Origin of the sequence: Flagellimonas allohymeniacidonis, from assembly GCF_004296335.1 — a bacterium.
In the GTDB taxonomy this organism is placed as follows: Bacteria; Bacteroidota; Bacteroidia; order Flavobacteriales; family Flavobacteriaceae; genus Flagellimonas; species Flagellimonas allohymeniacidonis.
Map to the genome: position 1 here is coordinate 1,654,750 of NZ_SGIU01000001.1, position 25,120 is coordinate 1,679,869.

A 25,120-nucleotide genomic window follows, 5' to 3' on the forward strand; every position below is an offset into this window, starting at 1 on the left:
AAATCATTATGAATCAGTTGACTTTAAAAGCCTTTTCCTGCGGATAGTACGCAGTACTGCCCAATTCTTCTTCTATGCGAAGCAACTGATTGTATTTGGCCATACGATCACTACGTGAGGCAGAACCTGTTTTGATCTGTCCAGTATTCAAAGCCACTGCCAAATCGGCTATGGTGTTATCTTCTGTTTCTCCGGAACGGTGTGACATAACAGAAGTATATCCTGCATTTTTGGCCATGTTCACCGCTGCAATCGTTTCTGATAAGGTTCCTATTTGGTTTACCTTGATCAAAATAGAATTGGCGATGTTGTTTTCGATTCCTCTAGAAAGGCGTTCCACATTGGTCACGAATAAATCATCACCTACAAGCTGCACACTTTCCCCAACTTTTTCAGTCAGCGTTTTCCAACCGTCCCAATCGTTCTCATCCATCCCATCTTCGATGGAGATAATCGGATATTTTGCACAAAGGTCCGCCAAGTATTGAGCTTGCTCTTCTGAACTTCTTACCGCTCCCTTATCGCCTTCGAACTTGGTGTAGTCATATTTTCCGTTTTCAAAGAATTCAGCAGCAGCGCAATCGAGGGCGATCATCACATCATCCCCTAACTTGTAGCCTGCTTTGTCCACAGCTTTGCCAATCGTATCCAAAGCATCTTCAGTTCCATCCAAGGTTGGGGCAAATCCTCCTTCATCCCCTACCGCAGTGCTTAGTCCTCTATCGTGCAATACCTTTTTTAGGTTATGGAAAATCTCAGTTCCCATTTGCATGGCGTGTGAGAAATCCTTGGCCTTCACAGGCATTACCATAAATTCTTGAAAAGCAATGGGTGCATCGGAGTGTGAACCTCCGTTGATGATGTTCATCATGGGAACAGGCAAGGTATTGGCGCTTACACCACCTACATAGCGATACAAAGGCATCCCTAATTCGTTCGCCGCAGCTTTAGCAGCTGCCAAAGAAACTCCTAAAATTGCATTGGCCCCCAACTTGGATTTGTTGGGTGTACCGTCCAGGGCAATCATGGTTTCATCGATATAGTTCTGCTCAAAAACCGACGTTCCCACCAATTCCTCTGCAATAACGGTATTTACATTAGAGACGGCTTGGCTCACACCTTTTCCCATAAAGGTGTTGCCTCCATCCCTCAACTCAACAGCTTCATGCTCTCCGGTAGAAGCTCCAGATGGAACTGCGGCTCTACCCAAAACTCCGTTTTCGGTAATTACGTCAACTTCAACAGTTGGGTTACCTCTTGAATCTAATATTTGCCGTGCATGAATGTTGATTATGATACTCATTTTGAAGTATTTTTTTGGTTGAAATTAATTTGGCAAAGATACAAAAGCCTTATTGTTCTCAGGCTTTGAGAATAGGATTACGCACAGAAAAATAACAATTCGTTAAACTACAACGTTTTTGTTACTGCTCGCCTTTATAGCCTCGAAAAACTGGTCGAACAAATACTCGGCATCATGTGGGCCAGGACTGGCTTCCGGATGGTATTGTACAGAAAATACATCCTTATCCTTCATCTTGATTCCAGCAACGGTATTGTCATTCAAATGCACGTGGGTTATTTCCAAATCGGTATTGGCTTCGGTATCCTCCCGGCTTATGGCAAAACCATGGTTCTGGGATGTGATTTCTCCCCTGCCCGTTATAAGGTTCAGAATAGGATGGTTGATTCCGCGGTGCCCGTGGTGCATTTTGTAGGTAGAAACTCCATTGGCCAAGGCCAAGACTTGGTGACCCAAACAAATACCGAACAATGGTTTCTCGGCTTGAATCATTTCTTTTGCCGTGGCAATGGCATCATTTAGGGGTTCTGGATCTCCAGGTCCATTGGAAATGAAGTACCCATCTGGATTCCAGGCTTTCATTTCATCAAACGGGGTATTGTAGGGGAAGACCTTAATGTAAGCACCTCTTTTGGCCAAGTTTCGAAGGATGTTCTTTTTGATTCCTATATCCAAAGCTGAAATACGGTATTCTGCGTTTTCAGCTCCGTAGTAATAGGGTTCGCTTGTGGAAACCTTGGAAGCGAGTTCCAAACCTTCCATACTGGGCACGTTTTTCAATTCGGCTTTCAGCGCATCAATTTCATCGACCCTTGTTGAAATCACGGCGTTCATAGCACCATTGTCTCGAATGTAGCTTACCAAAGCTCGGGTATCCACATCGGAAATTGCAAAAAGCTGGTTTTCATCCAAAAATTCGAGCAGGCTCATGTCCGCATCGGGACGTGAATACTCATAGCTGAAATTTTTACAGATCAAGCCAGAAATTTTAATGGAATCCGATTCCACTTCATCTCGATTGGTACCGTAATTCCCAATGTGGGCATTGGTGGTCACCATCAATTGCCCAAAATAGGAGGGATCGGTGAAAATTTCTTGATAGCCTGTCATGCCGGTGTTGAAACATACCTCACCCACGGCGGTTCCTTCTTTGTTTCCTACAGATTTCCCATAAAAGATAGTTCCGTCCGCGAGTAAAATCAGCGCTTTCCTTTTTGCTTGATACTTCATAGCTTTTAAAACAATTTCATTTTCACAAAAAAACACAAAAAAAGGATAAGTTCTCACTTATCCTTTTTCCACTATTCCAATAGTTAATAACATTTTTTTATTCTTCTGAGTCGTCAGCTTTGGTTTCTGCTACCGGAGCGGCAGCTTCCACTTTTTTCGTTCCTCCTCTTCTACTTCTTCTTGTTGATTTCTTCTTGGCAGGTTTTTCTGCATTGTACAATTCGTTGAAATCAACCAATTCGATCATGGCCATATCGGCGTTGTCACCCAATCGATTACCCAATTTAATGATTCGGGTATATCCTCCTGGCCTATCACCAACCTTTTCAGCCACTGTACTGAACAATTCAGTTACAGCGTGCTTGTTTCTAAGGTTACTGAAAACCACTCTCCGATTGTGCGTACCTTTTTCCGTAGTTTGATTGTTCTCGGTCTTGGCCTTGGTGATCAAAGGTTCGATAAATTGCTTTAAGGCCTTGGCCTTTGCAACCGTTGTATTGATTCTCTTGTGTTCAATCAAGGAGCATCCCATATTCGCCAACATCGCCTTTCTGTGGGCTGCCGTTCTTCCTAAATGATTGAATTTTTTTCCGTGTCTCATCTTCTTAAGTTATCATCTTGCTACCAAACCCGATGTACTCGGGGAGCAAAATATGATTATTAATCTTTATCTAATTTGTATTTGCTCAAATCCATACCAAACTGAAGTCCCTTGTTGATGACCAACTCTTCCAATTCAGTCAAGGATTTTTTACCGAAGTTTCTAAACTTCATCAAATCGTTCTTGTTGAAGGAAACCAAATCTCCCAAGGTATCCACTTCTGCAGCTTTCAAACAATTCAAGGCTCTTACGGACAAGTCCATATCAACCAACTTGGTCTTCAACAACTGACGCATGTGCAATGATTCCTCATCGTAGGTCTCGGTTTGTGCAATTTCATCAGCCTCTAGGGTGATGCGCTCATCTGAGAACAACATAAAATGGTGAATCAACACCTTCGCCGCTTCGGTCAAAGCATCTTTTGGGTGAATGGAACCATCGGTAACGATTTCAAAAACCAACTTTTCATAGTCAGTCTTTTGCTCAACCCTAAAGTTCTCGATACTGTATTTTACATTCTTAACAGGAGTGTAAACAGAATCAACGGCAATGCTGCCCAAAGGGGCATTGGATTTCTTGTTTTCCTCTGCAGGAACATATCCACGACCTTTTTCAATAATGATCTCAAGGTTGACGTTCACCTTTGGATCCATATTGCAAATGACCAAATCGGGGTTCAATACTTGGTAACCAGAAATAAACTTCTGGAAATCCCCAGCGGTCAACTGCTCTTTTCCGCTAACAGAAACAGAAACGGTTTCACTTTCTACGTCATCAATCTGTCTTTTGAAACGTACCTGTTTTAGGTTCAAAATGATTTCTGTAACGTCTTCCACAACGCCAGGAATCACTGAAAACTCGTGCTCAACACCATCGATACGTACAGAAGTAATGGCAAAACCTTCCAATGAGGAAAGCAATACCCTTCTTAACGCATTTCCAACCGTCAATCCATAACCAGGTTCCAAAGGGCGAAATTCAAATTTCCCTTCGAAATCTGTTGAATCGATCATTATAACTTTATCGGGCTTCTGAAAATTAAGTAATGCCATATTTGGACTAATGTTGATTTATTTAGAGTATAACTCGACGATTAATTGTTCCTTGATATTCTCTGGAATCTGTAGTCTTTCTGGAATGGTCACATACGTACCTTCCAACTTTTCTGAGTTCCAAGTGATCCATTCATAAACACTGCTATTGGCAGCCAAGGAATCTTGAATGGATTGAACAGATTTGGACTTTTCGCGAACTCCCACTACATCACCTGCTCGCAAGGAGTATGATGGGATGTTTACGATTTCACCGTTTACGGTGATGTGTCTGTGCGAAACCAATTGTCTGGCTCCTCGTCTTGTAGGTGAAATTCCCATTCTGTACACAACATTGTCCAGACGGGACTCACATAGCTGAAGTAAAACCTCACCAGTAACGCCTTCACGTCTTTTGGCTTCGGTAAATAGGTTTCTAAATTGTCTTTCCAGAATACCGTAGGTGTACTTGGCCTTTTGCTTTTCCATCAACTGGATTGCGTATTCTGATTTTTTTCCACGGCGTCTGTTGTTGCCGTGCTGGCCTGGAGGATAATTTTTCTTTTCGAATGCCTTGTCGTCACCGAAAATCGCTTCTCCAAACTTTCGTGCGATTTTTGATTTTGGTCCTGTGTATCTTGCCATCTTCTTTGTTTTTGAAAGTGCGATTATGAATTAAGGCTTATCCTTCGATAATCTCCATTGCACTTTCGTGAAGACCCTTTCGGGCCATGATTATAATTAATTAAACTCTTCTTCTTTTTGGAGGTCTACACCCGTTGTGTGGTAGTGGTGTAACATCTACAATCTCGGTAACTTCAATACCGGAGTTGTGGATGGTTCTAATTGCCGATTCTCTACCGTTACCAGGTCCTTTGACGTATACTTTCACCTTGCGCAAACCAGCTTCGTGAGCTACTTTGGCACAATCTTCGGCAGCTACTTGGGCCGCATAAGGAGTATTCTTCTTAGATCCCCTAAATCCCATTTTACCGGCAGAAGACCAAGAGATTACATCTCCTTTTTTGTTTGTCAAAGAGATAATGATATTGTTGAAAGAAGCAACAACGTGCGCTTCGCCAGTAGATTCTACTACTACTTTACGCTTTTTTGTTGATTTAGTACCTGCTTTTGCCATACTATCTATTATTTAGTTGCTTTCTTTTTGTTGGCAACCGTTTTACGCTTTCCTTTTCGTGTCCTAGAGTTATTCTTGGTACGCTGACCTCTCAATGGCAATCCTGATCTATGGCGAATTCCGCGATAGCACCCAATGTCCATCAATCGTTTGATGTTCAATTGGGTCTCAGACCGAAGCTCACCTTCGATGGTATAGCTGGATACAGCTTCCCTGATTCGACCGATTTCATCATCGTTCCAATCAGAAACCTTGGTATCTTCACTAACCTTGGCTCTTTCCAAAATTTCTTTGGCCCTACTTTTACCTACTCCGTAGATATAGGTAAGCGAAATAATACCACGCTTGTGTTTTGGTATGTCTACACCTGCAATTCTTGCCATAATTACCCTTGTCTTTGTTTAAATCTAGGATTCTTTTTGTTGATCACATACAATCTGCCCTTCCTGCGAACTATTTTGCATTCGGCGCTTCTCTTCTTTATGGATGCTCTTACTTTCATCGTATTAGTATCTGTAAGTAATTCTTGCTTTTGTTAAATCATATGGACTCATTTCCAGCTTCACTTTATCCCCTGGCAACAACTTAATGTAGTGCATGCGCATTTTTCCAGAGATGTGGGCTGTAACCACGTGTCCATTTTCCAATTCTACCCGAAACATTGCATTGGATAACGCTTCGATAATAGTTCCGTCTTGTTCTATTGCCGCTTGCTTCGCCATAGGTTATGCTACTTTTCTATTTTTACCTGTTTTCATCAGACCATCATAGTGTCTGTTCAACAGATACGAATTTACTTGCTGCACCGTATCAATGGCCACACCCACCATAATCAATAGCGACGTACCACCATAAAACAATGCCCAACCTGCCTGCACATCCATCAACTTCACCACTACTGCAGGTAAAACTGCCAACAGGGCCAAGAAAATAGATCCTGGGAAGGTAATCAATGACATAATCTTGTCTAAATAATCCCCAGTTTCCTTCCCTGGACGAATACCGGGAATGAAACCTCCACTTCGCTTCAAATCATCTGCCATCTTGTTCGTTGGAACGGTAATAGCCGTATAGAAATACGTGAAGATGATAATCAATATGCCAAATAATATGTTGTACGCCAATCCGAAGATATCTGCGAACTGCACTTCCATCCATTGCCCTACAGCGGTATCATTAAATGTTCTTCCGATAAGGCTGGGTGCAAACATGATTGCTTGCGCAAAAATGATAGGCATTACGCCAGAAGCATTCAACTTCAAAGGAATGTACTGTCTGGACCCCATCATGTTCTTCTCGTAGCCGCCAGATGCTGTTCTTCTTGCATACTGAACCGGTATTTGTCGAATCGCCATAACCAAAAGGACACTGGCCAGAATAACAACAAACCAAATGATCACTTCAATCAACATAAACATAATACCACCTGTATTGTTGGTAGTTCTTGAGATGAACTCCTGAACAAAGGATTGGGGCATCGTGGCGATAATACCAATCATAATCAACAAGGAGATACCGTTACCGATTCCCTTGTCTGTAATTTTTTCACCCAACCACATGGCAAATATGGTTCCTGTAACCAAAATGATCACAGATGGGATAATGAAATCAAGACCTTTTCCAAGAATAAATGCACTCTCAGGAACACCCAAAGCACTAAGACCATACAAGTAGGCCGGTGCTTGAACGATACATATCCCAATGGTCAACCATCGTGTGATTTGATTGATGGTCTTTCTACCGCTTTCTCCTTCCTTCTGTAATTTTTGAAGGTAAGGAATGGCGATTCCCATCAATTGCACAACAATCGACGCAGAGATGTAGGGCATGATTCCCAAGGCAAACACGGACGCATTGGCAAAAGCCCCTCCGGTAAATGCATTGAGGATACCCAAAATACCCTGTTCGGTATTTGATGATAGTTCTGCCAATTGGGCGGTATCAATACCTGGAAGCACAACTTGGGCACCGAAACGATACACCAAAAGAAGGCCTAGGGTCACGATAATACGTTGCCTAAGCTCTTCAATTTTCCAAATATTGGAGATGGTCTCAACAAATTTCTTCATGCTCTTTTCTTACAAACTTATTGCTTCACCTCCAGCGGCCTCAATGGCTGCTTTGGCAGATGCAGTAAATTTATGTACCGAAACTTTTAAGGAGGCTTTGAGCTCTCCGTTACCTAAAATCTTTACCAAGTCATTTTTGTGGGCCAAACGGTTTTCCACAAGGGTGTCCAAAGTCACTTCCTTCTTCACAACTCCTTTGTCAACCAACTCTTGCAACTTGCTCAAGTTGACTCCTTGGTATTCCTTTCGGTTAATGTTCTTAAAACCGAACTTGGGCACACGTCTTTGTAGCGGCATCTGTCCACCTTCAAAACCAATTTTCTTGGAATATCCAGATCTAGACTTGGCACCTTTGTGTCCGCGTGTGGAAGTACCTCCTTTTCCTGAACCTTCTCCTCTTCCTACGCGTTTTCCTTCTTTATGTACAGCGCCTTCTGCTGGTTTAAGATTATGTAATTCCATTACAATTATATTTTTAAGCTTCCTCTGTGGAAACCAAATGTTTTACCTTATTGATCATTCCAAGGATATTGGGTGTGGCATCATGCTCAACAACCTGACCTATTTTTCGAAGACCCAATGCCTCAAGCGTTCTTTTTTGATTCTGCGGACGCTTGATGCTGCTTCTTACTTGTTTTACCTTAATCTTTGCCATGCTATCCTTTTTTACCCTTTAAAGACTTTTTCCAAAGAAATTCCTCTTTGATTTGCAATAGTTTGGGCACCTCTCAATTGTAGAAGCGCATCAAATGTTGCCTTAACCACATTGTGGGGGTTGGAAGAACCTTGGGACTTGGACAATACGTCGTGTACCCCAACAGCTTCCAATACCGCACGTACGGCACCACCTGCAATTACCCCGGTACCTTGGGATGCTGGCTTAATGTAAACGCGAGCACCACCATATTTACCTTTTTGCTCATGAGGAAGCGTTCCCTTGTTCAAAGGAATTCGAACCAAGTTCTTTTTGGCATCCTCAATGGCTTTGGCAATAGCTGTAGCAACTTCTTTGGACTTTCCAAGACCATGACCTACAACACCATTTTCATCACCAACGACAACGATGGCCGAAAAACCGAATGCACGACCTCCTTTGGTCACTTTGGTAACTCTTTGTACACCTACCAAACGGTCTTTCAACTCAAGTCCTCCTGGCTTAACTATCTCTACGTTCTTATACTTTTGGTACATAGTCTTATTAGAATTTTAGTCCCGCTTCCCTGGCACCATCGGCCAATGATTTTACTCTTCCATGATAAAGGTTTCCGCCTCTATCGAAAGCAACTGCTTCAACACCAATCTTCTTGGCTTTTTCCGCAATCGCTTTTCCAACCAAGGCCGCAACCTCAGTTTTTGTGCCTTTGGCCTCGATATCTTTGTCTCTTGATGATGCAGACGCTAATGTAACTCCATTGTTGTCATCAATCAATTGCGCATAGATTTCTTTGTTGCTTCGGAAAATAGACAATCTTGGTCTAGCTGCTGTTCCGGAGGAAATCTTGCGGATTCTTCTTCGTATTCTTAACTTTCTATCAGTCTTAGATAATTTCATTGTACGGCTTATTACGCTGATTTACCTGCTTTTCTTCTTAACTGCTCCCCTACAAACTTGATTCCCTTTCCTTTGTAAGGTTCTGGTTTACGGAAAGAACGAATCTTGGCCGCAACCTGTCCCACCAACTGCTTGTCATGTGAAGTCAACTTCACGATGGGGTTTTTCCCTTTTTCAGAAATAGTCTCAATTTTTACCTCAGGGGCGATATTCATCACAATATTGTGTGAGAAGCCCAGGGCTAAATCCAATTTTTGCCCTTGATTGCTGGCACGGTATCCAACTCCGACCAATTCCAATTCCTTGGTCCAACCTTTGGTGACTCCCTCAATCATATTGGCTATCAAAGCACGATACAGACCATGCTTCGCTTTATGTTCTTTAGAATCAGAAGGTCTCTTCACAATGACGTTACCTTCCTCAACCTCAATGGCAACTCCTGAAAACTCTTGAGTCAACTCACCTAGTTTTCCTTTTACTGTAACGATGTTGTCATTCACCTCTACAGTAACTCCTTCAGAGATTGCGACCGGATTGTTACCTATTCTTGACATTTCTTTATTCTTTTATCATTAATAAACGTAGCACAATACCTCGCCACCTACGTTATCTTGCTTCGCTTGTTTACTGGTCATAACACCATGGGAAGTGGACACAATGGCAATTCCCAAACCGTTAAGTACCCTTGGCAATTCGTCAGAACCGGCATATTTGCGCAGTCCTGGTTTACTTACCCTTTGAATTCTTTTGATAACAGGCTCTTTAGTGAACTTATCGTACTTCAAAGCAATTTTGATGTTCCCTTGAACCTTGTCCTCTTCAAACTTATAGCTCAATATGTAGCCTTGGTCAAAAAGGATTTTGGTCATCTGCCTCTTTAAATTGGAAGCAGGAATATTTACCACCCTATGACCTGCCATGCTGGCGTTTCGAATTCTGGTCAGATAATCTGAAATTGGATCTGTAAGCATTTCTTTTCTTTAAATCGGTTTACCAACTAGCCTTTTTAACTCCGGGAATCAAGCCTTGATTGGCCATTTCTCTAAAAGTCACCCTTGAGATACCAAAAGTTCTCATGTAGCCTCTAGGTCTTCCTGTCAACTTGCAACGGTTGCGCATACGCACAGGCGAAGCATTTTTAGGAAGCTTTTGCAAAGCATCGTAATCACCAGCTTCTTTCAAAGCTTTGCGCTTCTCGGCATATTTGGCTACCATTTTTGCCCTTTTTCTCTCACGGGCTTTCATTGATTCCTTGGCCATCTTAATTCTTTTTAAAGGGTACTCCCAATTCGCTTAATAATGATTTTGCTTCTTTGTCCGTCTTTGCCGACGTAACAAAGGTGATATCCATCCCGTTGATTCTATTGATCTTGTCAATGTTGATCTCTGGGAAAATAATTTGTTCGGTTACACCTAGGTTGTAATTTCCTCTTCCGTCAAAACCATTGGCTTTAACCCCTTGAAAATCACGAACCCTTGGCAATGCTGTAGTGATCAATCGGTCCAAAAACTCATACATGCGTTCACCTCTAAGGGTAACTTTGGCACCAATCGGCATTCCCTTTCTTAATTTAAAGGAAGCAACATCTTTCTTGGAAAGCGTAGCCACAGCTTTTTGCCCAGTAATATTGGTCAACTCGTCAACAGCGTGATCAATCAATTTTTTATCGGAAACCGCGGCACCGACTCCTCGGCTGACAACGATCTTCTCCAATTTAGGAACCTGCATGATGTTTTTGTAGCCAAACTCATCTGACAAGGCTTTCATCACGCGCTCCTTATATTCTTGCTTAAGTCTAGGAATGTAACTCATAACTAAATGACTTCATTGGATTTTTTGGCCAACCTTACCTTTTTACCATCTCTCACTTCGTATCCTACTCGGGTGGTATCACCTGACTTGGGATCGATCAACGAAAGATTGGAAATGTGGATGGGAGCCTCTTTTTTCACGATTCCTCCTTGAGGGTTTTTAGCACTTGGCTTTTCGTGCTTGGATACCATATTGATACCTTCAACGATAGCCTTGTTCTTTTCACGGTCTACCTTTACCACTTTTCCTTCGGAACCTTTGTGATCCCCTGTGATAACCTTGACCGTATCCCCTGTTTTTATTTTTAATTTCATCTCTCTCTATGCTTTAAAGTACCTCTGGGGCCAATGAAACAATTTTCATAAACTGCTTGTCCCTAAGCTCTCTTGCTACAGGACCAAAAACCCTGGTTCCTCTCATTTCTCCGGTTGGATTCAACAATACACAAGCATTGTCATCAAATCGGATATATGATCCGTCAGGCCTTCTAACTTCCTTCTTGGTTCGAACAACGACTGCTGTGGAAACAGAACCTTTTTTAATGGTTCCGTTTGGAGTGGCTTCTTTTACCGTTACCACAATCTTATCTCCCAAGGAAGCATATCGTCTTTTTGTTCCTCCCAATACGCGGATGGTCAAAACTTCTTTTGCCCCTGTGTTGTCCGCTACTTTTAATCTAGACTCTTGTTGTACCATGATTATTTAGCTCTTTCAAGGATTTCGACCAACCTCCAGCATTTTGTCTTGCTCAAGGGTCGGGTCTCCATAATTCTTACAGTATCACCTTCGTTGCAATCATTCTTTTCATCATGGGCAACATATTTCTTGGTCTTCAAAACGAATTTCCCGTACATTGGGTGCTTCACTCGTTTTACCTCAGAAACCACAATGGACTTCTCCATTTTGTTACTGGTAACTACCCCTATTCTTTCTTTTCTTAAGTTTCTTTTTTCCATAAGGCAAAAACCAATTATTGTACTTCCCTTTTAGTTAATTCTGTTGCCAATCGTGCTACCGTTCTTCTTGTGCTTTTTATCTGCATAGGATTCTCCAATGGTGTAACGGAATGTGCCATTTTTAGATCTTCGTGCTGTTTTTTATAATCGGCCAATTTTTCCTTTAGCTCTTCAACCGAAAGTTCTTTTATTTCTGACTGTTTCATCTTTCTTTCCAATTAGACATTAGGCGGAATAATCCCTTGCTACTACAAATTTGGTCTTCACGGGCAGCTTTTGTGCAGCCAAACGAAGTGCTTCTTTAGCAATATCGTGAGGAACTCCAGCTACCTCGAACATAATACGTCCAGGCTTTACAACGGCCACCCAATATTCTGGCGCACCCTTACCTTTACCCATACGTACCTCAAGTGGTTTTTTGGTGATAGGCTTGTCTGGGAAAATTTTGATCCACAATTGACCTTGCCTTTTCATATATCTTGTCGCAGCAATACGCGCAGCCTCTATCTGACGGGCAGTAATGAAATGCGAATCCAAGGATTTGATACCGAACATTCCATTGGAAAGTTGGTGACCTCTTTGGGAAATCCCTTTCATTCTACCCTTCTGGGCTTTACGAAACTTAGTTCTTTTGGGCTGTAACATCTTCCTTTACTTTATCTTATTACTTTCTACGACGTTGTTGTCGCTTACCACCTTCTTGTTTTCCTTTTCCTTGGCTCTTGGATAATCCTACCAATGGGGAAAGTTCTCTTTTCCCGTATACTTCTCCCTTCATGATCCAAACCTTGATTCCCAATCTACCATAGGTAGTGTGAGCTTCCACAAGGGCATAATCCACATCCGCACGGAAAGTTGACAAAGGGATTCTTCCTTCTTTGTAAGACTCTGAACGTGCCATTTCAGCTCCGTTCAAACGTCCAGAAATTTGGATTTTGATTCCCTCGGCATTCATTCGTATAGCCGCAGCAATGGCCATTTTGATGGCCCTACGGTAAGAAATTCTGCTTTCAATTTGTCTGGCAACACTCGCAGCGACCAAATTGGCATCCAATTCAGGTCTTTTGATTTCGTGAATGTTGATCTGAACTTCCTTATTGGTAATTTTTTTGAGCTCTTCCTTAAGTTTATCCACTTCTTGACCTCCTTTACCAATAATGATACCTGGTCTTGCCGTGGTAATCGTAATGGTGATCAATTTTAGAGTTCGCTCGATAATTACCCTTGAAACGCTGGCCTTGGCCAAACGTGCGTGGATATACTTTCTAATTTTGTCATCCTCAGCCAGCTTGTCGCCGTAATCATTACCGCCGTACCAGTTGGATTCCCATCCTCTGATAATTCCTAAGCGATTTCCTATCGGATTGGTCTTTTGTCCCATTTCTAATCTAGCTTTGAACGTTGTTATTAGATTCCAATACCATGGTTACATGATTGGAACGTTTTCTAATTCGGTGTGCCCTACCCTGGGGAGCTGGACGCAATCTTTTCAACATGGTTCCACCATCTACACGGATTTCCTTAATAAAAAGGTCAGCCTCCTCAATGTTGGCATCTTCATTCTTCGCCTCCCAATTGGCAATTGCAGAAAGCAACAACTTCTCCAATCTTCGGGAAGCCTCTTTTGGGTTGAATCTCAAAATAGCCAAGGCCATTTCAATTTTCTTACCTCTGATCAAGTCCGCCACCAATCGCATTTTTCTAGGCGATGTTGGACAGTTGTTCAGTTTGGCAAAAGCAAGTTGCTTTTTCTCAGCTTTAAGCCTCTCGGCCATTTCTCTTTTTCGAACTCCCATAGCTTACTTACTTTTTACCTTTGTTTTTAGCTCCTGCATGACCTCTAAAGGATCTTGTAGGTGAAAATTCCCCAAGTTTGTGACCTACCATATTTTCAGTTACATATACAGGAACAAATTGTCTCCCGTTATGAACCGCGATGGTCTGTCCAACGAAATCAGGAGTGATCATAGACGCTCGAGACCAAGTCTTGATAACTGTCTTTTTTCCTGAGTCTATATTGTTCTGGACTTTCTTTTCCAGACTATGATGAACGTATGGTCCTTTTTTTAATGAACGTGCCATTTTTCTTTGCTTTTATTTCTTTCTACGTTCTACAATGTATCTATTGGAATCTTTCGTCTTGGAACGTGTTCTATATCCTTTGGCAGGAATACCGTTCTTAGACCTTGGGTGACCTCCGGACGCCCTTCCTTCACCACCACCCATTGGGTGATCAACAGGGTTCATGGCCACTGGCCTTGTTCTCGGTCTTCTACCCAACCATCTGCTTCTACCAGCTTTACCTGACACCAACAATTGGTGATCAGAGTTGGAAACCGCTCCAATGGTAGCCAAACAGTTGGCCAAAATCATTCGGGTTTCTCCAGAAGGAAGCTTAATGGTGACAAATTTTCCATCCTTGGCCATTAATTGGGCAAACGTACCAGCACTGCGGGCCATAACGGCACCTTGACCAGGACGAAGCTCAATACAGGAAATGATGGTTCCCAAAGGAATTTCACTTAAAGGCAATGCATTTCCAATTTCGGGTGCTGATTTAGATCCTGAAGAAATCTTCTGACCTACCTGCAATCCGTTTTGGGCAATGATGTATCTTTTTTCACCATCCTTGTATTCCACCAAGGCAATAAATGCCGTTCTGTTGGGATCGTACTGAATGGAAACCACGGTGGCATCCACACCTTGCTTATCTCTCTTGAAATCGATAAGACGATACCTTCTTTTATGACCTCCACCTCTGTGGCGTATGGTCATTTTTCCTTGACTGTTCCTACCACCTGTCTTTTTTAACGGAGTCAATAAACTTTTCTCCGGCTTATCAGTAGTAATCGCGTCAAATCCGTTTACTACTCTAAAACGCTGACCAGGGGTTATAGGTTTTAATTTTCTAACTGACATTTCTTGTCCTTATAGATTGCTGTAAAAATCAATAATATCTCCTTCGGCAACATCTACAATTGCCTTTTTCAAAGCATTGGTCTTACCGTGTTGGATACCTGTTTTCGTGTACCGAGATTTACGGTTTGGGCCATAATTCATGGTACGAACCTTTTCAACAGAAACACCATAAGTGGCTTCCACTGCCTCTTTGATCTGAAGCTTGTTGGCCTCAGGATTTACATAAAATCCATAACGATTAAAAAGCTCGCTGTCCGCGGTCATTTTTTCCGTAATGATTGGCTTTATCAACACACTCATGATATTCTTATTTCTTTAGGTTCGATTCTATCCCTTCCAAAGCACTCTCAGTCAATACCAAACTTTTAGCGTTAACTATTTTGTAAGTATTTAATTCTGAGTTAGTTATAACTTCGGAGCGCTCCAAATTGCGCGACGACAAATATACATTATTATTCGACCCGCCCAACACTACAAGCGACTTTTTGTTTTCGATTCCCAAAGAAGCCAAAAAAGCTTTGAAATCTTTGGTCTTTGGCGCTTCAAAATTGAAGTCCTCAACGACTACTATCGCCTTCTCTTTTGACTTAAGGGTCAAAGCAGATTTTCTTGCCAAACGCTTCACATTTTTGTTCAGCTTTTGGGTATAATCCTTAGGTCGGGGACCGAAGATTCTACCTCCTCCCCTAAAAATAGGAGACTTGATGCTACCGGCCCTTGCGGTACCTGTACCCTTTTGCTTTTTGATTTTTCTGGTACTACCAACGATCTCAGCTCTTTCTTTGGCCTTATGGTTACCTTGTCTTTGGTGAGCCAAGTACTGCTTTACATCCAGGTAAATGGCATGCTCGTTCGGCTCTATTGCGAAAACATCGTCAGAAAGGTCTACCTTTCTTCCTGTTTCTTTTCCTTTAATGTCTAAAACTGCAACCTTCATTACTTCTCAATTGTTACGTAAGCATTTTTGTGACCAGGAACAGCACCCTTTACTACAATAAGGTTTTTTTCAGGAACCACTTTCAATACTTTCAAGTTTTGAACTGTTACTCTCTCACCACCCATTCTTCCGGCCATTTTCATTCCTTTGAATACTCGGGCTGGATATGAAGCCGCACCGATGGAACCAGGAGCACGCAATCTATTGTGCTGACCGTGGGTTGCTTGTCCAACACCTGCAAAGCCATGTCGCTTCACAACGCCTTGGAATCCCTTTCCTTTGGAAGTTCCAACAACATCAACAAATTCTCCTTCCACAAAAAGGTCGACACCAATGGTATCTCCTAATTTGAATTCTCCTTCAAAATCCCGGAACTCAACGACTTTTTTCTTGGGAGAAGCACCTGCTTTTTTATAGTGACCGGACTCGGCCTTGTTAGCACGCTTTTCTGCCTTGTCATCGAAACCAAGCTGAAGGGCACTGTACCCGTCTACCTCTTCGGTTCTGACTTGGGTAACCACACATGGTCCAGCTTCAAGAACGGTACATGGAATGTTCTTTCCATTCTCGTCAAAGATGCTGGTCATGCCGATTTTTTTTCCTATTAACCCAGACATATTTATAATTATTAATTGTTTACTTTTTTAACTGCCCATATTCGGGCAAAAAAATTGGGTCAAGAAAAGTCTCTGTTCTGACCCAGATTTTTTTCTTTCACCGTTTTTCCTGTACCAACGTCCAGGACATGTCCTCCACCCTATCAGGTGGAATTCAATTATACCTTGATCTCTACCTCAACTCCACTTGGCAACTCCAACTTCATTAGAGCATCAATGGTTTTTGAGGACGAGCTATAAATATCCAACAGTCTCTTGTAAGAGCTCAATTGGAACTGCTCTCTGGACTTTTTGTTCACGTGGGGCGAACGCAAAACCGTAAAGATTTTTTTGTGCGTTGGCAATGGAATTGGTCCAGTAACCACCGCTCCCGTAGTCTTCACTGTCTTTACAATCTTTTCAGCAGATTTATCCACTAAATTGTGATCGTAAGATTTAAGTTTTATTCTAATTTTTTGACTCATCTTGCTGAAAAATTTAAGCGGTTACTCCTTTTACAGATTTAATCACTTCCTCTGCAATATTGGAAGGAGTTTCTGCGTAATGTGAAAATTCCATTGTGGAAGTCGCTCTACCAGAGGACAAAGTTCTCAATGAGGTTACGTAACCGAACATTTCGGAAAGCGGCACCTCAGCTTTTACTACTTTGGAACCAGCTCTGTCGTCCATATTGTTTACTTGACCTCTTCTTCGGTTCAAATCCCCCACAATATCACCCATGTTCTCTTCTGGTGTCAACACCTCCAATTTCATGATAGGTTCCATCAAAACTGCTCTCGCAGCTCTTGCAGCTTCCTTATATCCTATTTTGGCAGCAAGTTCAAAAGAAAGTGAATCAGAATCCACGGGGTGGAAGGAACCATCCTTAAGAGTAATCTTCATACTGTCCATCTCAAATCCGGCCAAAGGACCATTCTTCATGGCTTCCTTAAATCCTTTTTCAACCGATGGAATATATTCTTTAGGAATGTTACCTCCTTTAATTTCATTGACGAATTCCAAACCTGCTCCAGCTTCTTCACCGGCAGGCTCCATAACAAACACAATATCCGCGAACTTACCACGACCACCGGTTTGTTTCTTGTACACCTCTCTGTGATTGGCAACAGCGGTCAAAGCTTCCTTGTACTCAACCTGAGGTTGACCTTGGTTTACTTCAACCTTGAACTCCCGTCTTAGACGATCTACAATAATATCCAAGTGAAGCTCACCCATACCAGAAATAATGGTCTGCCCTGAGGCTTCATCCGTTTTAACCTGGAAGGTAGGATCTTCCTCGGCCAATTTGGCCAAAGACATACCCAACTTATCCACATCGGCCTTCGTTTTAGGCTCAACGGCAATACCAATTACAGGATCAGGGAAATCCATACTTTCCAGCACAATGGGGTGCTTTTCAGAAGACATGGTATCTCCAGTCTTGATATCCTTGAATCCAACCGCAGCACCAATATCACCTGCCTCGATATAATCAATGGCATTTTGCTTATTGGAGTGCATCTGATAAATTCTTGAAATACGCTCTTTTTTACCAGAACGGTTATTCAGGATGTAAGAACCTGCATCCAAACGACCAGAGTATGCTCTAAAGAATGCCAAGCGACCAACAAAGGGATCGGTTGCAATCTTAAATGCCAAAGCGGCAAATGGTTCCTTTGGATCTGGCTTTCTTGTAATCTCGTTTCCAGTGTCTGGATCGGTACCTATAATATCATCCTTATCTAAAGGTGAAGGTAAGTAACGACAAACAGCATCCAATAAGAATTGAACTCCTTTGTTTTTGAATGATGAACCACAGATCATTGGAATGATAGCCCTATCCATAACGGCAGCTCTCAATGCAGCGTGCACTTCTTCTTCAGTGATGGAATCTTCATCCTCGAAGAATTTCTCCATCAACTCCTCATCATATTCAGCTACTGCTTCAATCAAAGCAGCTCTGTATTCTTTAACCTCATCTTGCATTTCAGCAGGAATATCGACAACATCAAATGTGGAACCAAAGTTCTCATCGTGCCACACGATTGCTCTGTTCTTTGCAAGATCAACAATACCTTTAAAGTCAGCTTCCTCTCCAATTGGCAAAACGATTGGAACGGCATTGGAACCCAACATCTCGCGAACCTGCTTACATACCATAAGGAAGTTAGATCCTTGACGGTCCATTTTGTTCACGAAACCAATTCTTGGCACCTTATAGTTATCGGCCAATCTCCAGTTCGTTTCGGATTGTGGCTCAACACCATCAACCGCACTGAACAAGAAAACCAACCCATCCAATACACGTAAAGAACGGTTTACCTCTACGGTAAAGTCAACGTGACCGGGAGTATCGATAATGTTAAAGTGGTATCCTTTAGCATCTGCAGTGGGCTGTCCATTTTCTGTAGGAAACTCCCAAGTACAGGTTGTCGCAGCAGAAGTAATGGTAATACCACGCTCTTGCTCTTGCTCCATCCAGTCCATGGTAGCTGCACCATCATGCACCTCACCAATTTTATGGCTCACACCGGTATAAAAAAGAATACGTTCTGTAGTAGTGGTCTTACCGGCGTCAATGTGAGCGGCAATACCTATATTCCTTGTATATTTTAAATCTCTTCCCATTTTATGAACTAGAATCTAAAGTGCGAGAATGCTTTATTGGCCTCAGCCATTTTGTGTGTATCTACTCTTTTCTTCACGGCAGCTCCTTCTTCCTTGGCAGCGGCCAATACCTCTGCTGCAAGTTTTTGGGCCATTGATTTTTCGTTACGCTTTCTGGCATAACTGATCAACCACTTCATAGCGGTGGAAATCTTTCTGTCTGGACGAATCTGCATCGGGATTTGGAATGTAGCACCACCCACTCTTCTACTACGAACTTCAACATGGGGCATTACATTGGAAAGAGCATCTTTCCATAGTTCCAATGCGTTTTTTTCTTCGTCGGTATTTTTTTCATCCACGATATCCATGGCATCGTAGAAAATCTTGAAAGCAACGGATTTTTTTCCATCCCACATCATCATGTTGACAAAGCGGGTTACCAGCTGATCATTAAATTTGGGGTCTGGAAGTAATGGCCGTTTTTTTGCCTGTTTTTTTCTCATTTCTTCTTCTTAAAAGTTATTTACTTTTTAGGACGTTTTGCACCGTACTTCGATCGTCGTTGTGTTCTTCCGGCAACACCGGCTGTGTCCAATGCACCACGAACGATATGATACCGTACCCCAGGCAAATCCTTTACTCTTCCACCTCTTACCAATACTATCGAGTGCTCTTGGAGGTTATGTCCTTCTCCAGGGATGTAGGCGTTCACCTCTTTACCGTTAGTCAACCTTACCCTTGCAACTTTTCGCATTGCAGAGTTAGGTTTCTTAGGTGTAGTGGTGTAAACCCGCGTACAAACCCCTCTTCGTTGAGGACACGAATCCAAAGCAGCCGATTTACTCTTCTTGGTAATTGTGACTCTTCCTTTTCGTACTAATTGTGAAATTGTTGGCATTAAAAATTTCCTTTTAAAATCAAAACAACCCTCGTTTTGAGGGGTGCAAATGTAATGATAAATAGGAATAAATCAAACGCTGAGCATTTTTTTTGCCATAATATTTATGGTGGGTTTGACATCCTACCCAAGCATATGCTGTATTGGTGCCCTAAGTCCAAACTAAAATAGCCAACTACTTTGATCGATTACAAGAAAAGTCTGTTTCGGTTTTTCTATGCTTCTTATAAATAATCCCTCTCCTCCCCTCTATATATATTAAGGTATAACCCTCGTTTTCATCGGCTCCCTTGATTTATTACCAAATCCTCAAAAAAAGATGCTGTCAATAACGTTTTTACAATTATGGCGATCTTTTTTATATCCTTTCCAAATTCTTAATGATTTCTAAAATTTTCTGAAAATTCCTTTGGATTATTAACATGAAATTATGACTTTAGGGGCTAGCTAATTCAAATAATTAAAAAATGAGAACAAAACTTAATGGATTGTTAACGCTGCTATTGGCGTTTGTTGTGCATATTTCCTTTGCACAAGACAAGACGATTTCAGGTACGGTTACAGATTCTGATGGTCTGCCGCTGCCTGGGGTTAACATTGTCGTCGACGGTACGACCACGGGTACCCAAACCGATTTTGATGGACTTTATTCCATATCGGCAAGTACAGGTCAAATCCTCGTTTTCACCTACATTGGACAAAGAGAAGTTAGACGTACAGTAGGTGCTGGCAGTACAATTAACGTCCAGATGGAAGAAGATGCCCAGGCTCTGGAAGAAGTAATTGTAACTGCACAGGGTATTCGTCGTGAAAAACAAGCCTTGGGTTATGCAGTTTCCGAGGTAGGCAGCGAAGCCTTAGAACAAAGGTCGGAAGGTGATGTTGGTCGTGTATTGACCGGTAAAGCTTCAGGGCTAAACATTACCCAGCAAAGTGGTCTTTCAGGATCGGGTACAAACATCATCATTCGTGGTTTCAGTTCCTTTAGTGGAAGTAACCAACCTTTATTCATTGTTGATGGTGTTCCATTCTCCAGTGATACCAATAACGTTGGTGGCACAGATGGCGATGCCGGAGATGACTTCATCGATGGTAACTCCGGTTCCAGCCGTTTCTTGGACTTGGATCCAAACAACATTGAAAGCGTAAACGTTCTTAAAGGTCTAGCGGCTACCACCCTATATGGTACACTCGGTAGAAACGGGGTAATCCTGGTAACCACAAAGAATGGTTCTTCAGGAGGTGTGGCCAAAAAGAGTGAGATTACGGTAACGTCATCTATCTTCTTTAACGAAATTGCTTCGCTAGCCGATTACCAGAACCAATTCGGTAACGGGTTTGACCAGGCTTTCGGATGGTTCTTCAGTAACTGGGGCCCAAGTTTTGACAGAGATGGTGTAGCCGGTTGGAGCAATGGTATTGATTCACGTGCAAACGTAGGTTTTGATGAGAATGGTACTTTAGCCCACCCGTATTCAACTGCAGCTAGTGCCACAGGTATTCCTGCTGCTTTCCCAGAATTCGCTGGTGAAAGATACGACTGGAGACCTTATAATAGTGTGCCAAGATTCTTTAAAACCGGTACCGTTAAGACCAATTCCCTCAACTTTAGAGGATCTTCCGAAGATGGCAAGGTTTCTTACAATGCAAACTTTGGTCACTTGGATGATACTGGGTTTACACCAGGCAACAACCTAAGAAGGTATACTCTAGGTGTTGGTGGTAGAGCAATCCTATCCAATAAATTTACCGTTGCAGGTACACTTAACTTCTCCAACACAGATTTTAAAAGCCCACCTGTTGCGGCCAGTGTTGGTAATGGGGCTTTGAACCAAGCAACCGGTTCTTCCGTTTTCGGGGAATTGTTCTTTACACCTCGAAGTGTTGACCTAATAGGTCTTCCTTTCCAGAACCCAATTGATGGTTCCAGTGTGTACTACAGACAAAACAATAGTATTCAGCACCCTCTTTGGACGGTAAACAATGCTCAAGTAAGACAGGTAACCAATAGGGTATTTGGTCAAGCTTCGCTTACCTACAACTTTAACGACAACCTTAATTTATTATACCGATTCGGTTTGGACGTCTTCAGTGAAAACAACACCAACCAACAAAATGCTGGTGGTAGAGGACAGCCAAATGCAGAGTTGATCAGTGGTTTCTACCAAACTTGGAACAACACCAATACTATTTTAAACCACGATTTCATTCTTAACGGTGATTATGATCTTTCTGAAAAAGTGGGAATGACTTTCAACGTAGGTGTTACCTCAAGAAGGGAAGTTCTAGATCGTAATGGTGTGGCCAGTAGTGGTCAGCAGGTATTTGATGTCTTCAGACACGTAAACTTTGCCAACCAAAATGAAATTCAGTTCTTCCAGGAAAGAAACATTGCAGGAGCCTTTTTGCAAGCTGACTTTGATTACGATCGTTGGATCTATTTAACACTTGCAGGAAGAAATGACTGGGTTTCCAACTTGGATATAGAGAACCGATCTATTTTCTATCCTAGTGCAAGTTTGTCCTTCATTCCAACATCTGTTTTTGAGGAAATTAAATCAGAAGGTGGATTGAACTACTTAAAACTGAGAGCCGGTTTTGGTACTTCAGCCAACTTCCCAACTGGATATCCTGTTGCAACGACACTTGGAATCAACACTCAGTTCTTCCAAGATGAAGGAGTTGATATTGTAACCAACTCGGTAGGAAACCGATTGGGTAATCCAAATTTGAAGCCTGAGCTTTTGACTGAGTTTGAAATTGGATTGGAAACAAGATTGTTCAATAACATAGTTTCCCTTGAAGCTTCTTACTACAGCAGAACCACAGAAGACCTTATTGTGGATAGACCTCTAGATCCTTCTACAGGATTTACACGTCAGCAAACCAACGTTGGGGAAATTCAAGGTGATGGATTGGAAATCGATTTGGGTGTAGATATTTTCAGAAGCCCAGAAGAAGGTGGTTTCAACTGGTCTATCAACAGTAACTTCACTACGAACAACGCTGAAGTAAAAGACCTTGGAGCAGATACCGACATTATCGTTTATTCTGGTTTTGCCGATTTGGGTAATGCCGCTATCGAAGGTGAGCAGCTAGGCGTTATCGTAGGTACCCGAATCGCTCGTAACGATGCTGGTGAGTTCTTGGTGGACAGTGCCGGTGATTATGTAGAGGAACAAGGACAGTTTGTTATTGGAGATCCTAACCCAGATTGGATTTTGAATGTCAACAATAACATTTCGTACAAGAATTTCAATTTCTCTTTCCTTTTGAACTATACACAAGGTGGGGATATTTATTCAAGAACGGTTTCAACCCTTTTGGGTAGAGGACTTACCACAGACACGGTTGACAGGATCAACACCTTCATTCTTCCTGGTGTGCAGGAGTCTGACGGAAGCCCTAACACAAAGCAAATCAACAACTCTACGTTCTATTTCAACAACGTATTGTTTGGACCAGATGAACTAGGTGTTTATGATGCTACTGTACTTAGGTTACAAGAAGTTTCCCTAGGATACTCTTTACCTAAAAAATGGTTGGACAAGACTCCATTCGGTTCTTTGAGCATTACTGCTTCAGGATTGAACTTGTTCTACGAAGCATTCAATGTACCTGACGGAACTAACTTTGATCCAAACCAAGCTGGTTTAGGTGTTGGTAACGGTAGAGGATTCGACTTCTTGGCAGGTCCTAGCTCTAGAAGATATGGTCTAAGTGTAAAAGCCACATTCTAATTAAAAAAAACAGAAATGAAAAGAATATTTAACAAAATTGGTTCTTGCGCTGTTATTGCAACCTTATTATTAGGTTCATGTGAAACCGTAGAACTAGATATTACAGAGAATCCAAACCAATTGAGTTTGGATCAATCCAGTCCGGATTTACTTTTGAATTCAATTCAGGTAGACTTCGCGACTTTCGTTGAACTCATGGGTCAAAATGGAGGTGACCTTGTGAGAATAGGTTATTTGAATGGTAGAAACTACCAAAACATTGCTAACCTTTCTCCTGCCAACTTGAACTTGGAGTGGAATATCGCCTATCAGGGAGATAATGGTGAAAGTCTTCCTTCAGGTCTTGAAGTGAACGGTATCCTTGCAGATATTAGAGCACTTGCTCCAGCAGCTGTAGAGAATCAGTTGTTTAGACATACTGCCATCTCGCAGTTTATTGAGGCCTACACGATCGTAACATTGGTAGACTTCTTTGGAGACGTCCCATATAGTGAAGCAATTCAGGCGTCGGCAGAAACTCCAATTCTAAATCCAAATGTAGATCCCGGAGCCAGTATTTATGATGCAGCCCTAGCTCTATTGGACACGGCAATCGCTAATTTCCAAAGTGATGTAGTGGCCGAGCCCCAAAACGATTTCTACTATGGTGGAAATTGGGACAACTGGGTGAAAGCCTGTAATACGCTTAAGATGAAAATCTACCTTCAGCGTAGATTGGTGGATTCAGGTGCTGTTGCTAGTTTCAATGCCATTGTAGCTGGCGGGGATTTTATTGATGATACCTCGGAAGATTTACAATTCCAGTGGGGTACAAATTCAATCCTTCCAGATGCTAGACACCCAAGATATGCCGATAACTACACACCTTCTGGGGGTGCAGATTATCTGCCTAACTGGTTGATGAATTTGATGAATAACGCTGACGACCCGAGAATTAGATATTATTTCTTCCGTCAGGTGAACGCAGTACCAGGGGAAGAAATTCCACCCAATGAAGAAACCATTGCTTGTTCTTTGGAACCCGTTCCACAGCATTATACGGATGGAGGTTTCACTTTCTGTACCTTACCTAATGGGTATTGGGGAAGAGACCATGGCCAAAATGCTGGTATTCCCCCTGATGGCTTCTTAAGAGCTATATACGGGGTTTACCCTTCTGGAGGTATTTTTGATGACAGTAGGTTTGAAGGACTTGCTGTTGGAGATGGCGGCGGTGGAGCTGGTGTAACACCAATCTTATTGGCTTCTTCCGTAGATTTTATGCAAGCTGAAATTGCCATGCTTGCCGACCCAGCCAGTGGAGAGCCATTTATTCTTGCAGGTTTGGCCAAATCAGTGGCCAAAGTACAGTCCTTCGGTAGCTTGGATGCATCAGCAGATTTATCCTTTGCTCCAACGGCAGGACAGGTAACTAATCATAGCAATGATGTAAGCGCTGCCTTTACTGGTGCAGACGACAATGGCAAGTGGGATATCTTGGCAGAGCAGTTTTTGGTTTCTTTGTTCGGTAATGGAATTGACGGATATAACTTCTACCGAAGAACTGGATTCCCAACAACGTTCCAACCTAACTTGGAGCCACAGCCAGGAGCGTATATTCGTTCATTGAACTATCCGGCGGATTTTGTGAACAACAATTCTTCCGTTGACCCAAAACCTAATCAAGAGGTTCAGGTTTTTTGGGATACGAATCCTAGTTCACCAACATTCCCAATAGCGAACTAAAA

At 42.2% G+C, this 25,120-nt stretch carries 36 protein-coding genes; 2 read left to right on the top strand and 34 right to left on the bottom strand.

All coding sequences use genetic code 11. From position 1 onward, the window contains the following. Positions 1-13: 13 nt before the first annotated feature. From eno to rpsL, 34 genes are all read right to left on the bottom strand, one after another. Positions 14-1,303 (bottom strand): phosphopyruvate hydratase, encoded by a 1,290-nt coding sequence (eno, locus tag EW142_RS07575; RefSeq protein ID WP_130611932.1) that lies wholly within the window; start codon positions 1,301-1,303, stop codon positions 14-16. A 102-nt stretch (positions 1,304-1,405) separates the two neighbouring features. Then, positions 1,406-2,533, bottom strand: coding sequence for a glutamine-hydrolyzing carbamoyl-phosphate synthase small subunit (carA, locus tag EW142_RS07580; protein WP_130611935.1), 1,128 nt, complete (start codon positions 2,531-2,533; stop codon positions 1,406-1,408). Between the two features lie 97 nt (positions 2,534-2,630). Continuing rightward, complete coding sequence (gene rplQ, locus EW142_RS07585; protein WP_130611938.1) at positions 2,631-3,134, bottom strand: 50S ribosomal protein L17; 504 nt, start codon at positions 3,132-3,134, stop codon at positions 2,631-2,633. A gap of 59 nt (positions 3,135-3,193) precedes the next feature. After that, entirely contained in the window at positions 3,194-4,186 is a 993-nt protein-coding gene (locus EW142_RS07590; RefSeq protein WP_130611941.1) for a DNA-directed RNA polymerase subunit alpha, read from the bottom strand. Between the two features lie 18 nt (positions 4,187-4,204). Then, positions 4,205-4,810, bottom strand: a complete 606-nt coding sequence (gene rpsD, locus EW142_RS07595; protein ID WP_130611944.1) for a 30S ribosomal protein S4 — start codon at positions 4,808-4,810, stop codon at positions 4,205-4,207. Positions 4,811-4,910: 100 nt separating this feature from the next. Beyond that, positions 4,911-5,303, bottom strand: coding sequence for a 30S ribosomal protein S11 (gene rpsK, locus EW142_RS07600; protein ID WP_130611946.1), 393 nt, complete (start codon positions 5,301-5,303; stop codon positions 4,911-4,913). An 8-nt stretch (positions 5,304-5,311) separates the two neighbouring features. Further along, positions 5,312-5,686 (bottom strand): 30S ribosomal protein S13, encoded by a 375-nt coding sequence (gene rpsM, locus EW142_RS07605; protein ID WP_130611949.1) that lies wholly within the window; start codon positions 5,684-5,686, stop codon positions 5,312-5,314. 2 nt (positions 5,687-5,688) lie between these two features. Continuing rightward, positions 5,689-5,805 carry a type B 50S ribosomal protein L36 gene (ykgO, locus tag EW142_RS07610; RefSeq protein WP_013621733.1) on the bottom strand — a complete coding sequence of 39 codons (117 nt, stop codon included), beginning with the start codon at positions 5,803-5,805 and terminating at the stop codon, positions 5,689-5,691. A gap of 4 nt (positions 5,806-5,809) precedes the next feature. After that, positions 5,810-6,025, bottom strand: coding sequence for a translation initiation factor IF-1 (gene infA / locus EW142_RS07615; protein ID WP_011710675.1), 216 nt, complete (start codon positions 6,023-6,025; stop codon positions 5,810-5,812). 3 nt (positions 6,026-6,028) lie between these two features. Beyond that, positions 6,029-7,372: a preprotein translocase subunit SecY gene (gene secY, locus EW142_RS07620; protein ID WP_130611952.1), complete on the bottom strand. Its 1,344-nt coding sequence runs from the start codon at positions 7,370-7,372 to the stop codon at positions 6,029-6,031. Positions 7,373-7,381: 9 nt separating this feature from the next. Then, positions 7,382-7,834, bottom strand: coding sequence for a 50S ribosomal protein L15 (gene rplO, locus EW142_RS07625; RefSeq protein WP_130611970.1), 453 nt, complete (start codon positions 7,832-7,834; stop codon positions 7,382-7,384). 13 nt (positions 7,835-7,847) lie between these two features. Next, positions 7,848-8,027: a 50S ribosomal protein L30 gene (gene rpmD, locus EW142_RS07630; RefSeq protein ID WP_130611973.1), complete on the bottom strand. Its 180-nt coding sequence runs from the start codon at positions 8,025-8,027 to the stop codon at positions 7,848-7,850. An 11-nt stretch (positions 8,028-8,038) separates the two neighbouring features. Next, complete coding sequence (gene rpsE, locus EW142_RS07635; protein ID WP_130611976.1) at positions 8,039-8,563, bottom strand: 30S ribosomal protein S5; 525 nt, start codon at positions 8,561-8,563, stop codon at positions 8,039-8,041. 7 nt (positions 8,564-8,570) lie between these two features. Beyond that, positions 8,571-8,924, bottom strand: a complete 354-nt coding sequence (gene rplR / locus EW142_RS07640; RefSeq protein WP_130611979.1) for a 50S ribosomal protein L18 — start codon at positions 8,922-8,924, stop codon at positions 8,571-8,573. Positions 8,925-8,935: 11 nt separating this feature from the next. Continuing rightward, entirely contained in the window at positions 8,936-9,478 is a 543-nt protein-coding gene (gene rplF / locus EW142_RS07645; RefSeq protein ID WP_130611982.1) for a 50S ribosomal protein L6, read from the bottom strand. A gap of 18 nt (positions 9,479-9,496) precedes the next feature. Then, entirely contained in the window at positions 9,497-9,895 is a 399-nt protein-coding gene (gene rpsH, locus EW142_RS07650; protein ID WP_130611985.1) for a 30S ribosomal protein S8, read from the bottom strand. 19 nt (positions 9,896-9,914) lie between these two features. Then, the gene (gene rpsN / locus EW142_RS07655) at positions 9,915-10,184 is read right to left on the bottom strand and encodes a 30S ribosomal protein S14 (protein ID WP_130611988.1); all 270 of its coding nucleotides are present in this window, start codon (positions 10,182-10,184) and stop codon (positions 9,915-9,917) included. Position 10,185: 1 nt separating this feature from the next. Then, a complete protein-coding gene (gene rplE / locus EW142_RS07660; RefSeq protein ID WP_130611991.1) occupies positions 10,186-10,737 on the bottom strand; it encodes a 50S ribosomal protein L5 in 552 nt (183 codons plus the stop codon). A 2-nt stretch (positions 10,738-10,739) separates the two neighbouring features. Beyond that, the gene (rplX, locus tag EW142_RS07665; RefSeq protein WP_130611994.1) at positions 10,740-11,051 is read right to left on the bottom strand and encodes a 50S ribosomal protein L24; all 312 of its coding nucleotides are present in this window, start codon (positions 11,049-11,051) and stop codon (positions 10,740-10,742) included. 13 nt (positions 11,052-11,064) lie between these two features. Further along, on the bottom strand, positions 11,065-11,433 hold the full coding sequence (rplN, locus tag EW142_RS07670) for a 50S ribosomal protein L14 (RefSeq protein WP_130611997.1): 369 nt from the start codon (positions 11,431-11,433) through the stop codon (positions 11,065-11,067). 2 nt (positions 11,434-11,435) lie between these two features. Beyond that, a complete protein-coding gene (rpsQ, locus tag EW142_RS07675; protein ID WP_130612000.1) occupies positions 11,436-11,693 on the bottom strand; it encodes a 30S ribosomal protein S17 in 258 nt (85 codons plus the stop codon). 14 nt (positions 11,694-11,707) lie between these two features. Further along, the gene (gene rpmC, locus EW142_RS07680) at positions 11,708-11,899 is read right to left on the bottom strand and encodes a 50S ribosomal protein L29 (RefSeq protein WP_130612003.1); all 192 of its coding nucleotides are present in this window, start codon (positions 11,897-11,899) and stop codon (positions 11,708-11,710) included. Positions 11,900-11,918: 19 nt separating this feature from the next. Beyond that, positions 11,919-12,338 (bottom strand): 50S ribosomal protein L16, encoded by a 420-nt coding sequence (gene rplP, locus EW142_RS07685; protein WP_130612006.1) that lies wholly within the window; start codon positions 12,336-12,338, stop codon positions 11,919-11,921. A 19-nt stretch (positions 12,339-12,357) separates the two neighbouring features. After that, positions 12,358-13,074 carry a 30S ribosomal protein S3 gene (gene rpsC / locus EW142_RS07690; RefSeq protein ID WP_130612009.1) on the bottom strand — a complete coding sequence of 239 codons (717 nt, stop codon included), beginning with the start codon at positions 13,072-13,074 and terminating at the stop codon, positions 12,358-12,360. 7 nt (positions 13,075-13,081) lie between these two features. Next, on the bottom strand, positions 13,082-13,489 hold the full coding sequence (gene rplV, locus EW142_RS07695; protein ID WP_130612011.1) for a 50S ribosomal protein L22: 408 nt from the start codon (positions 13,487-13,489) through the stop codon (positions 13,082-13,084). A 7-nt stretch (positions 13,490-13,496) separates the two neighbouring features. Then, positions 13,497-13,775 (bottom strand): 30S ribosomal protein S19, encoded by a 279-nt coding sequence (gene rpsS / locus EW142_RS07700; RefSeq protein ID WP_097047030.1) that lies wholly within the window; start codon positions 13,773-13,775, stop codon positions 13,497-13,499. 12 nt (positions 13,776-13,787) lie between these two features. Further along, positions 13,788-14,612: a 50S ribosomal protein L2 gene (rplB, locus tag EW142_RS07705; protein ID WP_130612014.1), complete on the bottom strand. Its 825-nt coding sequence runs from the start codon at positions 14,610-14,612 to the stop codon at positions 13,788-13,790. A gap of 9 nt (positions 14,613-14,621) precedes the next feature. After that, positions 14,622-14,912: a 50S ribosomal protein L23 gene (gene rplW / locus EW142_RS07710; RefSeq protein ID WP_130612017.1), complete on the bottom strand. Its 291-nt coding sequence runs from the start codon at positions 14,910-14,912 to the stop codon at positions 14,622-14,624. Between the two features lie 7 nt (positions 14,913-14,919). Further along, positions 14,920-15,549, bottom strand: coding sequence for a 50S ribosomal protein L4 (rplD, locus tag EW142_RS07715; RefSeq protein ID WP_130612020.1), 630 nt, complete (start codon positions 15,547-15,549; stop codon positions 14,920-14,922). Then, positions 15,549-16,166: a 50S ribosomal protein L3 gene (gene rplC, locus EW142_RS07720; protein ID WP_130612023.1), complete on the bottom strand. Its 618-nt coding sequence runs from the start codon at positions 16,164-16,166 to the stop codon at positions 15,549-15,551. The genes rplD and rplC overlap by 1 nt, the downstream gene beginning before the upstream one ends. A gap of 158 nt (positions 16,167-16,324) precedes the next feature. Then, on the bottom strand, positions 16,325-16,630 hold the full coding sequence (gene rpsJ, locus EW142_RS07725) for a 30S ribosomal protein S10 (RefSeq protein WP_007094989.1): 306 nt from the start codon (positions 16,628-16,630) through the stop codon (positions 16,325-16,327). 13 nt (positions 16,631-16,643) lie between these two features. Next, positions 16,644-18,773 (bottom strand): elongation factor G, encoded by a 2,130-nt coding sequence (gene fusA / locus EW142_RS07730; protein WP_130612026.1) that lies wholly within the window; start codon positions 18,771-18,773, stop codon positions 16,644-16,646. Between the two features lie 8 nt (positions 18,774-18,781). Continuing rightward, positions 18,782-19,258 carry a 30S ribosomal protein S7 gene (rpsG, locus tag EW142_RS07735; RefSeq protein ID WP_130612029.1) on the bottom strand — a complete coding sequence of 159 codons (477 nt, stop codon included), beginning with the start codon at positions 19,256-19,258 and terminating at the stop codon, positions 18,782-18,784. 20 nt (positions 19,259-19,278) lie between these two features. Beyond that, complete coding sequence (gene rpsL, locus EW142_RS07740) at positions 19,279-19,653, bottom strand: 30S ribosomal protein S12 (protein WP_031445118.1); 375 nt, start codon at positions 19,651-19,653, stop codon at positions 19,279-19,281. A 467-nt stretch (positions 19,654-20,120) separates the two neighbouring features. On the opposite strand from rpsL, the gene EW142_RS07745 reads away from it, so the two are divergent. Then, the gene (locus tag EW142_RS07745; protein ID WP_130612032.1) at positions 20,121-23,393 is read left to right on the top strand and encodes a SusC/RagA family TonB-linked outer membrane protein; all 3,273 of its coding nucleotides are present in this window, start codon (positions 20,121-20,123) and stop codon (positions 23,391-23,393) included. A 15-nt stretch (positions 23,394-23,408) separates the two neighbouring features. Continuing rightward, positions 23,409-25,118, top strand: a complete 1,710-nt coding sequence (locus EW142_RS07750; RefSeq protein ID WP_130612035.1) for a SusD/RagB family nutrient-binding outer membrane lipoprotein — start codon at positions 23,409-23,411, stop codon at positions 25,116-25,118. The last annotated feature ends 2 nt before the right edge of the window (positions 25,119-25,120 follow it).

Bases quoted from the DNA above. Each gene is read 5' to 3' on its own strand.
- eno (WP_130611932.1), bottom strand. From the start codon at position 1,303: ATGAGTATCATAATCAACATTCATGCACGGCAAATATTAGATTCAAGA.
- carA (WP_130611935.1), bottom strand. From the start codon at position 2,533: ATGAAGTATCAAGCAAAAAGGAAAGCGCTGATTTTACTCGCGGACGGA.
- rplQ (WP_130611938.1), bottom strand. From the start codon at position 3,134: ATGAGACACGGAAAAAAATTCAATCATTTAGGAAGAACGGCAGCCCAC.
- EW142_RS07590 (WP_130611941.1), bottom strand. From the start codon at position 4,186: ATGGCATTACTTAATTTTCAGAAGCCCGATAAAGTTATAATGATCGAT.
- rpsD (WP_130611944.1), bottom strand. From the start codon at position 4,810: ATGGCAAGATACACAGGACCAAAATCAAAAATCGCACGAAAGTTTGGA.
- rpsK (WP_130611946.1), bottom strand. From the start codon at position 5,303: ATGGCAAAAGCAGGTACTAAATCAACAAAAAAGCGTAAAGTAGTAGTA.
- rpsM (WP_130611949.1), bottom strand. From the start codon at position 5,686: ATGGCAAGAATTGCAGGTGTAGACATACCAAAACACAAGCGTGGTATT.
- ykgO (WP_013621733.1), bottom strand. From the start codon at position 5,805: ATGAAAGTAAGAGCATCCATAAAGAAGAGAAGCGCCGAATGCAAAATA.
- infA (WP_011710675.1), bottom strand. From the start codon at position 6,025: ATGGCGAAGCAAGCGGCAATAGAACAAGACGGAACTATTATCGAAGCG.
- secY (WP_130611952.1), bottom strand. From the start codon at position 7,372: ATGAAGAAATTTGTTGAGACCATCTCCAATATTTGGAAAATTGAAGAG.
- rplO (WP_130611970.1), bottom strand. From the start codon at position 7,834: ATGGAATTACATAATCTTAAACCAGCAGAAGGCGCTGTACATAAAGAA.
- rpmD (WP_130611973.1), bottom strand. From the start codon at position 8,027: ATGGCAAAGATTAAGGTAAAACAAGTAAGAAGCAGCATCAAGCGTCCG.
- rpsE (WP_130611976.1), bottom strand. From the start codon at position 8,563: ATGTACCAAAAGTATAAGAACGTAGAGATAGTTAAGCCAGGAGGACTT.
- rplR (WP_130611979.1), bottom strand. From the start codon at position 8,924: ATGAAATTATCTAAGACTGATAGAAAGTTAAGAATACGAAGAAGAATC.
- rplF (WP_130611982.1), bottom strand. From the start codon at position 9,478: ATGTCAAGAATAGGTAACAATCCGGTCGCAATCTCTGAAGGAGTTACT.
- rpsH (WP_130611985.1), bottom strand. From the start codon at position 9,895: ATGCTTACAGATCCAATTTCAGATTATCTGACCAGAATTCGAAACGCC.
- rpsN (WP_130611988.1), bottom strand. From the start codon at position 10,184: ATGGCCAAGGAATCAATGAAAGCCCGTGAGAGAAAAAGGGCAAAAATG.
- rplE (WP_130611991.1), bottom strand. From the start codon at position 10,737: ATGAGTTACATTCCTAGACTTAAGCAAGAATATAAGGAGCGCGTGATG.
- rplX (WP_130611994.1), bottom strand. From the start codon at position 11,051: ATGAAATTAAAAATAAAAACAGGGGATACGGTCAAGGTTATCACAGGG.
- rplN (WP_130611997.1), bottom strand. From the start codon at position 11,433: ATGGTACAACAAGAGTCTAGATTAAAAGTAGCGGACAACACAGGGGCA.
- rpsQ (WP_130612000.1), bottom strand. From the start codon at position 11,693: ATGGAAAAAAGAAACTTAAGAAAAGAAAGAATAGGGGTAGTTACCAGT.
- rpmC (WP_130612003.1), bottom strand. From the start codon at position 11,899: ATGAAACAGTCAGAAATAAAAGAACTTTCGGTTGAAGAGCTAAAGGAA.
- rplP (WP_130612006.1), bottom strand. From the start codon at position 12,338: ATGTTACAGCCCAAAAGAACTAAGTTTCGTAAAGCCCAGAAGGGTAGA.
- rpsC (WP_130612009.1), bottom strand. From the start codon at position 13,074: ATGGGACAAAAGACCAATCCGATAGGAAATCGCTTAGGAATTATCAGA.
- rplV (WP_130612011.1), bottom strand. From the start codon at position 13,489: ATGGGAGTTCGAAAAAGAGAAATGGCCGAGAGGCTTAAAGCTGAGAAA.
- rpsS (WP_097047030.1), bottom strand. From the start codon at position 13,775: ATGGCACGTTCATTAAAAAAAGGACCATACGTTCATCATAGTCTGGAA.
- rplB (WP_130612014.1), bottom strand. From the start codon at position 14,612: ATGTCAGTTAGAAAATTAAAACCTATAACCCCTGGTCAGCGTTTTAGA.
- rplW (WP_130612017.1), bottom strand. From the start codon at position 14,912: ATGAGTGTGTTGATAAAGCCAATCATTACGGAAAAAATGACCGCGGAC.
- rplD (WP_130612020.1), bottom strand. From the start codon at position 15,549: ATGAAGGTTGCAGTTTTAGACATTAAAGGAAAAGAAACAGGAAGAAAG.
- rplC (WP_130612023.1), bottom strand. From the start codon at position 16,166: ATGTCTGGGTTAATAGGAAAAAAAATCGGCATGACCAGCATCTTTGAC.
- rpsJ (WP_007094989.1), bottom strand. From the start codon at position 16,630: ATGAGTCAAAAAATTAGAATAAAACTTAAATCTTACGATCACAATTTA.
- fusA (WP_130612026.1), bottom strand. From the start codon at position 18,773: ATGGGAAGAGATTTAAAATATACAAGGAATATAGGTATTGCCGCTCAC.
- rpsG (WP_130612029.1), bottom strand. From the start codon at position 19,258: ATGAGAAAAAAACAGGCAAAAAAACGGCCATTACTTCCAGACCCCAAA.
- rpsL (WP_031445118.1), bottom strand. From the start codon at position 19,653: ATGCCAACAATTTCACAATTAGTACGAAAAGGAAGAGTCACAATTACC.
- EW142_RS07745 (WP_130612032.1), top strand. From the start codon at position 20,121: ATGAGAACAAAACTTAATGGATTGTTAACGCTGCTATTGGCGTTTGTT.
- EW142_RS07750 (WP_130612035.1), top strand. From the start codon at position 23,409: ATGAAAAGAATATTTAACAAAATTGGTTCTTGCGCTGTTATTGCAACC.